The sequence below is a fragment of the Frankia sp. CgJB1 genome, assembly GCF_977947065.1.
Genome location: NZ_CDWTNB010000142.1, coordinates 1 through 10,322, shown reverse-complemented (window position 1 = coordinate 10,322; position 10,322 = coordinate 1). Strand labels below are relative to the sequence as shown.

General features: G+C 73.4%; 12 protein-coding genes and 1 pseudogene. 3 read left to right on the top strand and 10 right to left on the bottom strand.

Annotated features, from left to right (window positions below):
• Positions 1–3 precede the first annotated feature (3 nt).
• Positions 4–624: a hypothetical protein gene (locus tag AC08OT_RS15310; protein WP_476593356.1), complete on the bottom strand. Its 621-nt coding sequence runs from the start codon at positions 622–624 to the stop codon at positions 4–6.
• 912 nt (positions 625–1,536) lie between these two features.
• On the opposite strand from AC08OT_RS15310, the gene AC08OT_RS15305 reads away from it, so the two are divergent.
• Positions 1,537–2,334 carry an SDR family NAD(P)-dependent oxidoreductase gene (locus AC08OT_RS15305; RefSeq protein WP_476593357.1) on the top strand — a complete coding sequence of 266 codons (798 nt, stop codon included), beginning with the start codon at positions 1,537–1,539 and terminating at the stop codon, positions 2,332–2,334.
• Positions 2,335–2,371: 37 nt separating this feature from the next.
• On the opposite strand, the gene AC08OT_RS15300 is transcribed toward AC08OT_RS15305, so the two are convergent.
• The 4 genes from AC08OT_RS15300 to AC08OT_RS15285 all read right to left on the bottom strand — a co-directional run bounded on the left by AC08OT_RS15300 (position 2,372) and on the right by AC08OT_RS15285 (position 5,517).
• Positions 2,372–3,433 (bottom strand): GNAT family N-acetyltransferase, encoded by a 1,062-nt coding sequence (locus tag AC08OT_RS15300; protein ID WP_476602956.1) that lies wholly within the window; start codon positions 3,431–3,433, stop codon positions 2,372–2,374.
• Positions 3,363–3,620, bottom strand: a complete 258-nt coding sequence (locus AC08OT_RS15295; protein ID WP_476593359.1) for a hypothetical protein — start codon at positions 3,618–3,620, stop codon at positions 3,363–3,365. Before AC08OT_RS15295 ends, AC08OT_RS15300 begins: the two co-directional genes overlap by 71 nt.
• The gene (locus AC08OT_RS15290; RefSeq protein WP_476593360.1) at positions 3,617–4,501 is read right to left on the bottom strand and encodes an arsenate reductase/protein-tyrosine-phosphatase family protein; all 885 of its coding nucleotides are present in this window, start codon (positions 4,499–4,501) and stop codon (positions 3,617–3,619) included. Before AC08OT_RS15290 ends, AC08OT_RS15295 begins: the two co-directional genes overlap by 4 nt.
• Positions 4,502–4,716: 215 nt before the next feature.
• Positions 4,717–5,517 carry an aquaporin gene (locus AC08OT_RS15285; protein WP_476593361.1) on the bottom strand — a complete coding sequence of 267 codons (801 nt, stop codon included), beginning with the start codon at positions 5,515–5,517 and terminating at the stop codon, positions 4,717–4,719.
• Positions 5,518–5,691: 174 nt separating this feature from the next.
• On the opposite strand from AC08OT_RS15285, the gene AC08OT_RS15280 reads away from it, so the two are divergent.
• Both AC08OT_RS15280 and AC08OT_RS15275 read left to right on the top strand, forming a co-directional pair.
• A complete protein-coding gene (locus tag AC08OT_RS15280) occupies positions 5,692–6,105 on the top strand; it encodes an ArsR/SmtB family transcription factor (RefSeq protein ID WP_476602955.1) in 414 nt (137 codons plus the stop codon).
• A 120-nt stretch (positions 6,106–6,225) separates the two neighbouring features.
• Positions 6,226–6,660, top strand: a complete 435-nt coding sequence (locus AC08OT_RS15275) for an arsenate reductase ArsC (protein WP_462203539.1) — start codon at positions 6,226–6,228, stop codon at positions 6,658–6,660.
• 60 nt (positions 6,661–6,720) lie between these two features.
• Here the strand turns inward: AC08OT_RS15275 and AC08OT_RS15270 are convergent, their stop codons facing one another.
• The 5 genes and pseudogenes from AC08OT_RS15270 to AC08OT_RS15250 all read right to left on the bottom strand — a co-directional run.
• A complete protein-coding gene (locus AC08OT_RS15270) occupies positions 6,721–7,215 on the bottom strand; it encodes a MarR family winged helix-turn-helix transcriptional regulator (RefSeq protein ID WP_476594556.1) in 495 nt (164 codons plus the stop codon).
• Positions 7,216–7,395: 180 nt separating this feature from the next.
• Positions 7,396–7,872 (bottom strand): cobalamin biosynthesis protein, encoded by a 477-nt coding sequence (locus tag AC08OT_RS15265; protein ID WP_476594557.1) that lies wholly within the window; start codon positions 7,870–7,872, stop codon positions 7,396–7,398.
• Positions 7,869–9,473 carry a cobyrinate a,c-diamide synthase gene (locus AC08OT_RS15260; RefSeq protein WP_476594558.1) on the bottom strand — a complete coding sequence of 535 codons (1,605 nt, stop codon included), beginning with the start codon at positions 9,471–9,473 and terminating at the stop codon, positions 7,869–7,871. The genes AC08OT_RS15265 and AC08OT_RS15260 overlap by 4 nt, the downstream gene beginning before the upstream one ends.
• Positions 9,467–10,075, bottom strand: coding sequence for a cob(I)yrinic acid a,c-diamide adenosyltransferase (gene cobO / locus AC08OT_RS15255; RefSeq protein ID WP_476594559.1), 609 nt, complete (start codon positions 10,073–10,075; stop codon positions 9,467–9,469). The genes AC08OT_RS15260 and cobO overlap by 7 nt, the downstream gene beginning before the upstream one ends.
• Positions 10,072–10,322, bottom strand: a pseudogene (locus AC08OT_RS15250) (protoporphyrin IX magnesium chelatase); the annotation flags it as partial. The gene cobO and the pseudogene AC08OT_RS15250, both read right to left, overlap by 4 nt.

Sequence of the window (10,322 nt, the reverse complement as noted above, 5' to 3'; positions counted from 1 at the left end):
GGCTCAGGCGGCGCCGGCCCGCCGCGAGGCGCGCTCGGCGTGTGCCGAGGTGAGCATCAGGATCTCGTTCGTCCTCAGGGTGAGCACCCGCGACGGGCGCTTGTCGAGGATGTCCTCCACCTCGAGGAGGGCGGCTTCGGCCACGGCGGGATCGCGGCGCAGCGTGGCGGCGGCGAGCGACGCCAGCGCCCAGCCGCGGTCGAGGATCGCCGGGGTGGTCAGGTCGATCGCGGTGTACGCGGCGGAACGCGCCCCGGGCATCCCGAGGCGGGCCATCGCGTCGGCGACGACGCAGGCCTCCCGGACCTCGTCGAAGGGGGGCCAGCCGGGATGGCGCAGGCCGAGCACAGTCGGCCGGTTGCGCAGCCGGTTCAGGGCGGCGTCGAGGGCTGCCTCGTCGCCGGTGGCCTGCACCACCGCTGCCCAGCCGTGCAGGTAGGGATGGTCGACAGCGGCCGCCTTGGCCGCGGCGTTGCGGGCGGCGGCGTAGCGCCCGGTGACGAAGGCGATCGCCGCGTCCAGCGCTGTGCGCGGTGCCGGTGAGCAGCCGGTCGTCGAGCTGGGCGGCGAACTGCTCGGTGAGGGTCGCGAACCGCCGCGCCGAGGTGTCGTCGCCGGTGTCAACGGCCAGCATCGTCCCGAGGGAGAACGACAGGTAGCCGGCGACCCGGGTCAGTTCGGCGTGCACCGTCGGGGACAGCCGCCGTCCCAGGGCGGCCTGGACCCGCCGCCAGTCGGCGATGACCGGGCCCACCAGCGTCGTGTGCGGGGCGGAGAACAGGGTCGTGGCGTACCGGTGCAGCCGGTCGTCGAGTTCGGTGAGCGTCACCGGATCGGGGTCGGCGAACGTGATCTCCCGGGAGAGTACCGCCGCGGCCCGTCCAGCGGCAGCCAGACCGAGCCGGTCCGAGGCCCGGGTGGGCGACAGTTCCATGCTGTTCATGACCATCCCCTCACGTTCCGGCCGGTGCCTCGTGGCGCACCGGTCACAGTCCGGCGACGGATGTTCGACCGGGCGGGGACCATGCTTCGTTGCGTCGTCCCGTGGCTGGGGCCGCCGCCGGTCGGCACGGCCGGCTGTACGCCGATGATGCTGGTGAACCTGCACGGTTCACCCCAGTGCGTAGCTGATCCGGCAAACACTGTGACCAGTCGCAAGCTACCGCGCAAGAGGGGGGTGGTGTACAGCGGTGTGACAGATTGATCAGAGTCTGCTCCTGGTCCGCCCCGGACAGTTCGGACGTTCCCGATGATCGAGCTCGGGGTCCGCCCCCGCTGTGCCCGCCCCCGCCGGTGAGGTGGCCGCGGCGCAGGTCAGGCAGGTCAGGCAGGTCGGGCAGGTCGGGCAGGTCGGGGGGCGCGGTGTTCCCGGTCGTCGAGCCATCGGTCCAGATCCTGTCCCTCGACACCCCGCCGCCGCCAACCCGCGATCCGTCAGATAACTCACAGGCGGATAACCCACCTGCCAGGGGCAAGCCCTGAGTCCCTGTGGCCGGGCCACCCTGCCGGTAGGGAGAACTGTGGTAGGGAGAGGCAGTGGATTTCCGCGGACAGACCGCACTGATCACCGGTGCGTCGACGGGCATCGGCGCCGTCTTCGCCCGCGAGTTCGCCGACCGGGGCGCCGACCTCGTGCTCGTCGCGCGCGGCGAGGACCGGTTGCGCGCGAACGCCGCCGAGATCACCCGGCGCCACGGCGTGCGCACCGAGGTGATCGCCGTCGATCTGGCGGAGCCGGCCGCGGTCGACGCCGTCGCCGAACGGGTCGCCGCCGCCGGGGGCGGGGTCGACGTGCTGGTGAACAACGCCGGGTTCGCCACGCACGGCGACGTGGCCGGGGCCGAGGCGGCGCGGCTGGTCGGGCAGGTGCGGCTCAACTGTGTCGCCGTCGTCGAGCTGACCGCGCGCTTCCTGCCCGCGATGGTGCACCGCGGGCGCGGCAGCATCGTGAACGTGGCCAGCATCGCCGCGTTCCAGCCGGTGGCGCACATGGCCGTGTACGCGGCGACGAAGGCGTTCGTGCTGTCCTTCTCCGAGGCGCTGTGGGCCGAGGCCCGCCCGGCGGGGGTCAGGGTGCTCGCGCTGTGCCCCGGCTCCACCGACACGCCGTTCTTCGACGTCGTCGGTACCGAGGACGCCGCCGTCGGGCGCAAACGTTCCCCCGAGCAGGCGGTGGCCAGTGCGATGCGTGCCCTCGAACGCAGCCGTCCCTCGGTCGTCGACGGACGGCGCAACGCGCTGCTGGCCCGGGGTGGGCGGCTGCTGCCGCGGCGGGCGCTGATCCGGATCGCCGAACGCGCCGTCCGCCCGGCCCCGGACGGCTCTCGCGGGTAGGACCTCTCCGGTAGGCCGGGGGGTTTCGGGATCATCCTCACCCGGCCAGCCAGCGCCACCACGGGCTGAAGATCAGGTCGGTGAGTAGCGTATAGCCGCCCGCCGCGGAGTGCGTGCCGTCACCGGCGGCGAGCTCACGCGCCCAGGACGGCCGGCGGCGCAGGGCGGGGAACACGCCGACGTAGGGGACGTCGTAGGCGGCGCAGACCTCGGCGTAGCGGACGGTGAGGTCCGCGACGCGCTCGTCGCGGCCGGGATCACCGGACGGGGGCGGTCCGACCATCAGCACCGGCATGAGGGGGCGGGCCTCGGCGAGCAGGGCCGTCAGGGCGGCGACCGAGTCCCGCGGCGGGACCCGGGTGGCCGTCCCGGTCCCCGCCGCCGGGTCCGTGGTGTCGGCCTCGGCGGTCATGTCGTTCACACCGAACATGTCGTTCACGCCGAAGGAGATCACGAGCCGGGGGTGTTCCGCCTCGGCCAGCCGGGGCAGGCACTCCGCCCGCCATCGGGCGTGGGCCTCGGTGGAGGTGGCACGCCGGAGCCCGAGGTTGTAGGCGGTCAGCGCCACGCCGGCGTCCTCTGTGCGGGCGGCCAGACGCCCGACCCAGCCCAGGTGGGCGGGGTCGCCCACGCCCGCGACGAAGGAGTCCCCGAGGAAGCAGACCCGCAGGTCGCCGCCGCGCAGCCGGGCCGCTGCCGGCGGGTGCGCGGCCGGCGTGGGAAGGCGTGGGAAGGCCGTTGCCGCCGCGTCGAGGTCGGCGGCGGTCAACGGCCGGGTGAAGGTGACGCGGTGCAGCTCCGGCCCGTCGTAGTCGGAGTGGACCGGGAAGCCGTCGATCATGGTGTCGCCGGGTTCGACCCGGAAACCCAGGCCGGTGTGGAAGGCCAGCGACGTCGCGTTGCCCGGGCTGGTGACCGCGTCGACGCGGCGGGCCCCACGGGTGGCGGCGAGCCGGAAGAACCGCCGGTAGAGACCGCCGGCGATACCACCGCGGCGGCGCGCCGGGTCGACGCCGACGAAGTGGATATTAGGTGACCTCGGGTGCCGAGGCCGACAGGAAACCGACGAGGAAGGCGACAAGGCGGCCGTCGCCGGCACGTTCCACCAGGTAGCTGCTGTCGGTGAAGTGCTGGAAGAACAGCCGCGGCAGCAGCAGCGCGCGCTGTATCGACCCGGCGGCCCCCTGGAAGCCACCCCACCAGTCGTCCATGACGGCGAGCACGCGCCCCTGGTCGTCCGCGGTGGGATGGCGCATCGTCAGGCCGTCGGGAGGATCAAAGATCACGCCGCCACCCTGGCAGAGCCCCGGCCGCCGGCCAAGGCGTTTTTTCCCGCCCGACCGGGATCCCGGTTGTCCGCGCCGCCCCTCCGATCCCGCCCCGGATCGGACGGGCGGTCAGGCGGGCGGTCAGGCGGGGGTCGCCGTAGTACTCGCCGAAAATCGGGCGGGGCTAGGGTGAGGAGGGGGGCGAAACGGTGCTGATCGACGGTCGCTGCGGCGGGCGCCGGGCCCGCGACGGCTCCCGCGAGCCGTTCAATGCGGGTTGCGAGGTCGGCGAAGGTGTACTCGAAGGCGTCGTCGGTGTCGGTCGGGACCGGGTCGGGCACCGACCAGTGCAGCCGGCGTTCCGTGGGGCGTCGCAGGTGTTCGTGGGCGTTGTCGCAGACGGTCACCACGAGGTCGTCGGGTTGCAGGACGTCGTCGAGGTGCGCTGTGCGCAGGGCGGTGAGGGCCAGGCCGTGGCGACGGGCGACGTCGATCGTGCGGGGGTGGACGGCCGGGGCCGGGTCGGTGCCGGCTGAGGCCGCGGGGACGCTGCTTCGGGCCGTCCATTGCGCGGCGGCCAGCTGCGAGCGTGCGGTGTTGTGGGTGCAGACGAAGACCACGCGCGGCGCCGGGAGGACCGCGGGCGGAAGGAGGGTGGCCAGGGCCTCGGGTACGAGGTGCAGGTAGCTGCGGCGACGGTCGGCCTGCGAGCGGATCCGCCGGATCAGCCCGGTGCCCTCCAGCGTGGCGAGGTGGTGGGCGAGCAGGTTCGACGGGCTTCCGAGCGCGGTGCCCAGCTCGCTCGGGGACGCTTCGCCGAGGGCCAGGGCGTCGACGACGGCCAGTCGCGCGGGCTCGGCGAGCGCCGCATGCAACGCGGCCCTTCGCTCAACTGTCATTGACTCAATGTCCATTGAGGTGATTGTCGGTGTGGGGGTGGCTGCGGTCAAGATGGGCCCGCACGCCACACCCCGGCCACACCGCCGCAGAGACAACTCGGGTCAGCGGCGGGCTGCGCTCCTGCCGGGCACGGACCCGCCAGCATGAGCACCGTTCCCGAATCGAGCGCGGCCCGCGCCTTGCGGCCGGTGCACCGTCCCAGCACGAGCGACGGTCACGTACCGGATATCCCCGATGGACGAGATCGGACGGACTGGTCGGGCTCACCGGCCGCAGCCGCGCCATTCACGCTCGCGGCGGGATGAGCGACGACGACCTCCGCCGCCGCGGCCCGGCCCAGCTGCGGGTAGAACAGGCGGATCAGCCCGGTCCCGAGCAGGCCGCCGACGAGCTGCGCGGCGATGAACCCCGGAGCGGACGCCGGAGCAATACCGGCGAAGCTGTCGGAGAACATCCGGCCAGTCGTGATTGCCGGGTTGGCGAAGGACGTGGACGAGGTGAACCAGTAGGCGGCGCCGATGTAGGCGCCGACCGCGGCCGGAGCCTTGTCCGACCGGCCCGAGCGGGCCAGGGCGAAGATGACCAGCAGCAGGCCGGCCGTGGCGACGACCTCGGACAGCAGATGCGGCCAGGTGGCCCGGTGGTGGGTGGAGATCGACACCGCCGACCGGTCGAACATCAAGTTCGCCAGGACGGCGCCGGCGATGCAGCCGGCGACCTGGGCGGGCAGGTAGGCGGCCACGTCCCGCCACGACAGTCCGCCGAAGACGGCGTCGACCGCGGACACGACCGGGTTGAAGTGCGCCCCGGACACCGGCCCGACCATCAAGATGATCGCGAACAGGCCGGCGGCGGTGGCCACCGCGTTCTCCGCTAGTTCCAGGCCGGTCTGGTTCGGGCTGAGCTGCTGGGCGGCGATGCCGGAGCCGATGACGAGGGCGGCCAGCAGCATGCTGCCGACCGCCTCCGCCGCCAACCGCCGGGCGAGATGTGGCTGTGGCTGTTCTCCCGTCATCGCGCGGTCAGGAAGTAGAAGTCCACCGCGGCGTCCACGTCCGAGACGTTCAACGCCAACTGCACCCTCGCCATCCCAACCCTCCAGACATCGACCGATATCTATAGCAACTGCTGGCGCCGAGGATGCGCCCAGGCATAGACCGCTGTCAATAGCTGAGGCATGCTGGAGGCCATGACCACCGCAACCCGCCCCGCCGCATCGTCGGCCGCCCTACCGCCCCCCGCCGTGACCACGCGCGCCCCGGACGCGGCGGCCGGGCCTGGAGCGTGGGTGTGTTGCAGCCCGTTGACCCGTCAACCGCTGTCCGCCGAGGCCGCCGCCCGCCTCGCCGGTGTGCTCAAGGCGATCGCGGACCCAACCCGGCTGCGGCTGCTGTCGCTGATCTACGCCCACGAGGGCGGGGAGGCGTGCGTGTGCGAGCTGACCGAGCCGCTCGGGCTGACCCAGCCCACGATCAGCCACCACCTGAAAGTCCTGGTCGACGTCGGCCTGCTCACCCGCGACAAGCGCGGGGTCTGGGCCTACTACAAGGCCGCACCCGACGCCCTCGCCGCACTCAGCACGATGATCAGCCCCTGCTGCTGACGGCGCCCCGGCGCCTACGATCCATGGCCCGGTACGCCGGGACCGAGCCCCGCTCTAGACCCGACCGCATCCATCGGCGTAGCCGGCACGCTGCGCTGTCAGGAAGGCCACGAGACTGCCGTGACCACCAGCCCTGTTGCATCCGTCCTGTTCGTCTGCGTGCACAACGCCGGCCGCTCCCAGATGGCCGCCGGATTCCTGCGGCACCTCGCCGGTGACCGGATCGAGGTGCGTTCCGCCGGCTCCCTGCCCGCCGAGCAGGTCAACCCCGCCGCGGTCGCCGCCATGGCCGAGGTCGGCATCGACATCACCGGCCAGAAGCCCAAGGTGCTGACCACCGAGGCGGTGCAGGCCTCCGACTATGTGATCAGCATGGGCTGCGGCGACGCCTGCCCGGTCTTCCCCGGCAAGAACTATCTCACCTGGGACCTCGACGACCCCGCCGGCCAGGGCGTCGACGCTGTTCGCCCGATCCGCGACCAGATCGAGATCCTTATCAAGGACCTCATCGCGGAGATCGGCAGCCGGCCGGAGCGTCCGGGCATCCCAGCCTGACCGCTCTGCCCGCCGAGGTAGATGCCAACGTGTGTGATTACGCCCCCCGGAGATCCGCGCTCAGGGCCCGCCGGTGGCGGCGGGGGACGGGTCGGTCGTGCGGCGGTCATCGAGCTGTTCGACCAGGCGTGACAGGGCGGGCAAGGCTTCGACGATAACGGCCTGGTCGGCGGCGGCGAGCCGGCCCAGTGCGTCGCCGAGCCTGCGTTCGTGGGCCTCGCGCCACCCCTGCAGATGGCGGGTACCGGTCTCGGTCAACGACACCCGGGCCACGCGCCGGTCGGCCGGGTCGGTGACCCGCCGCAGAAGATCCGCGTCCGACATCTGTTGCACCAGGGTGCTCACCGTATTCGGAGCTAGGTGGAGCAGGCCGGCGAGCTCACCTACCCGCGCGCCGTCGCGTTCCTGCAGGCACTGCAACAACTCCACCTGGGCCATCGGCAGGACCTCCCACGGGTAGTCGCTGCGGATACTCGTCCGCAGCACCCGTCGAAGTCGAGTGACGACCTCGGTCAACGCCCGCGCGTCCCGTTCCAGCCGTAGCTGCACCGCCATCCCGACAGGATAGCTAGGAAAGGGCCGGGTTTCACCGGTCGGATCAGCAGGTTCTCCGCGCCGACGATCGCCTGGCGGGATCATCACCCGTTCGCGTTTGTCTTCCTTAACAACACCAGCGGCGCGAGCCGATGCTGAGCAAAGTGGTCCGCTCGACCACCCAGCCGACCTGGTCCGCAGTCACGCGGAAGCGCCGCTACCCCGATCCGGCGCGCCATGCCGGGCGATCGCGACCGTCACCCGCCGGCCGGCGCGTTTGGGTACGAGCAGGACCGGCTGTGGCATGGCCGTTCCCAGGGACAGGGTGGCCGTTCCCGGGGACAGGGGGACAGTGAGGGGGATCAGGCAGGCGGCCTCGGCGACGCTCGGGGTGCCGAGCGCGGCGTGGGCGGCGGCACCGGGATGGGGCACGTCGACGCCTGCGAGCAGGGCGGCGGGATGGCCCACCAGCGGCCAGCCGTGGTGGCGTGCGGCGGCGACGACGCCCGGTTCGTCCCGGCGGGGCTCGACCGTCGCCATCCGGCGCACCGCGCTCATCGGCGCCGCGAGGTCGTGCAGCGCCGCCTCGACCAGCCCCAGGATCTCCGCCGCCGTCACCCCGGGCCGTGCACCGACACCGACGACCAGTCCCCCGTCCCCCGGTTCTGCTCCGGTCACGCCGCGCGGGCGGCGGCGAGCAGGCGGGTGGCGGCGCCGGGTCGTCCGGCCCAGTGCAGATGCAGGTAGGAGGCGTGCACCCGGCGGTGCACGAACCCCTCGGACATCCACGGCGACGCCGCCTGCTCCCCGCCACGCCGGCCACCACCCGCGACGCGTCCCGGCGCAGGCCGGGGAGCGGTTCCGGGTATCGGCAGCCACCACGCCGCCACCCCCGACGGCCCGGGGGGCCCGCCCGCGGCGCCGCCGCGGGCGGGGGACGGCGACCGTGGGTCGGACGGCGACCGGCCGGGTGGGGGCAGCAGGACCGTACGGTGGAACTCGTGGGCGTGCACGGTGGTCCCGGCCGCCGCCAAGGGGCTGTCCGCGGCGGCGATCGCGTTGCGGTAGCCGAGGGTGAGCCGCGGGCCCATCACCGTCTCCACGTCGAGAACCCCGCACATCGGCGCGCCGTCCAGGGTGCGGGCCAGGTAGAGCAGTCCGGCGCACTCGGCGGCGACCGGCCCGCCGCGGGCGGCGAACGCGGCGACCTCGGCGCGTAACCGGGCGTTGTCGGCGAGCGCGGCGACGTGCTCCTCGGGGAAACCACCGCCGATGATCAGGGCGTCGGTTCCCGGTGGCAGCGTCTCGTCGCGCAGCGGGTCGACGGGGACGACGTCGGCGCCCGCGGCGGTGAGCAGCTCGATGTGTTCGGGGTAGCCGAAGGTGAACGCGGCTCCCCCGGCGACCGCGACCCGCGGGGGCCGGTCGGGCACCGCGGGCACCGCCGGGTCTGCTGTCGTGACCGCTACCGGAGCGATCGCTGCCGGGTCCGCCGGTCCGGCCGCGGCGAGCACGGTGGCCGGATCCCAACGTGCGACGCGCAACGGCGGCGCGGTGCGTGCCACCCGCAGCAGGGCGTCGAGGTCGCAGGCGGATCCGACCAGCGCGCCGAGCCGGTCGACGGCGGCGACGGCGGCGGGCCTGCGTTCCGCCGCCGGTACCAGACCGAGATGCCGCGAGGGGGTGTGGACGGCCTGTTCCCGCGGCACCGCGCCGAGCACGGGCACGGCGATGTCGTCGAGTGCCTCGGTGAGCAGGTCGCGGTGACGGGGGGAACCGACCCGGTTGAGGATCACCCCGGCCAGGCGGATCCGCCGGTCGAATCCGCGGAACCCGGCGACGAGCGCGGCGATCGAGCGGGCAGCGCCGGAGACGTCGACGACGAGCACGACGGGGGCGTCGAGCAGCCGGGCGACGTGCGCGGTGGAGGCATGGTCGGCCTGCTCACCGGGACCGGGACGGGCCACCCCGTCGAACAGGCCCATCACCCCTTCGACGACGGCGAGGTCCGCGCCGCGGGCCCCGTGGGCGAACAGCGCGGCGATGCGCGCCGCGCCGCAGAGCACCGCGTCGAGGTTGCGGCCCGGCCGGCCGCAGGCCAGCGCGTGGTAGCCGGGATCGATGTAGTCCGGGCCGACCTTGTGCGGGGAGACGCGCAGGCCGCGGGCGGTGAACGCGGCCATCAGCCCGGTGGTCACCGTCGTCTTGCCGGCGCCGCTGGCCGGGGCGGCGAGAACCAGCCGGGGAGTGTCGATCTCCGCCCGGAGCTCGCTCACCATTCAATGCCCCGCTGCCCTTTTTGCCCGGTGTCCATGGGATGGCGGACCTTGGTCATCTCGGTGACGAGGTCGGCGGCGTCGAGCAGCTCCCGGGGAGCGCGCCGCCCGGTGACGACGACATGCTGACGGCCGGGGCGGGAGCGCAGGACCTCGACGACCTCGTTGACGTCGAGCCATCCCCAGCGCAACGGGTAGGTCAGTTCGTCGAGCACGTACAGCCGGTAGGTCTGCGCGGCGAGGTCCCGGGTGATCTGCGCCCAGCCCTCCCGGGCGGCGGCACCTGGGTCACCGTCCGGGTCGACCCGTTCGCGCACCCAGCTCCAGCCCGCGTCCATCTTGTGCCAGGTGACCGGGCCGCCCTGGCCGGAGTCGGCGAGTACCTGCAGCGCGCGTTCCTCGCCGATGCGCCACTTCGCGGACTTGACGAACTGGAACACTCCGACCGGCCAGCCCTGTGACCAGGCGCGCAACGCCAGACCGAACGCGGCCGTCGACTTCCCCTTGCCGTCGCCGGTGTGAACTATCAGCAGCGGCCGGTCGCGGCGCTGGCGGGTGGTCAGCCCGTCGTCGGGGACGGTCTCGGGCTGTCCCTGCGGCGTCAACAGGCCACCTTCCCGGACGTCGTGCGGGACGCCGCGCGAGGAGTGAGATGGTGCAGGGCGTCCAGTGGGATCGTGATGCCGCCGAGGGCGCCCGCGAGCCGCTGGGCCAGGCCCAGGCGCAGGAAACCGTTCTCGCAGTCGACGACGACGCTGCTCAACTCACCCCGACCGCCGCCACGCCCCCCGGTACCCGCCCGCCCGCCCGTCGCCGGTCCGGCCGCGCCACCGGCGGCGCGCACCAGCGCGC

Bases quoted from the DNA above. Each gene is read 5' to 3' on its own strand.
- AC08OT_RS15290 (WP_476593360.1), bottom strand. From the start codon at position 4,501: ATGACAGTTGAGCGAAGGGCCGCGTTGCATGCGGCGCTCGCCGAGCCC.
- AC08OT_RS15285 (WP_476593361.1), bottom strand. From the start codon at position 5,517: ATGACGGGAGAACAGCCACAGCCACATCTCGCCCGGCGGTTGGCGGCG.
- AC08OT_RS15280 (WP_476602955.1), top strand. From the start codon at position 5,692: ATGACCACCGCAACCCGCCCCGCCGCATCGTCGGCCGCCCTACCGCCC.
- AC08OT_RS15270 (WP_476594556.1), bottom strand. From the start codon at position 7,215: ATGGCGGTGCAGCTACGGCTGGAACGGGACGCGCGGGCGTTGACCGAG.
- AC08OT_RS15260 (WP_476594558.1), bottom strand. From the start codon at position 9,473: ATGGTGAGCGAGCTCCGGGCGGAGATCGACACTCCCCGGCTGGTTCTC.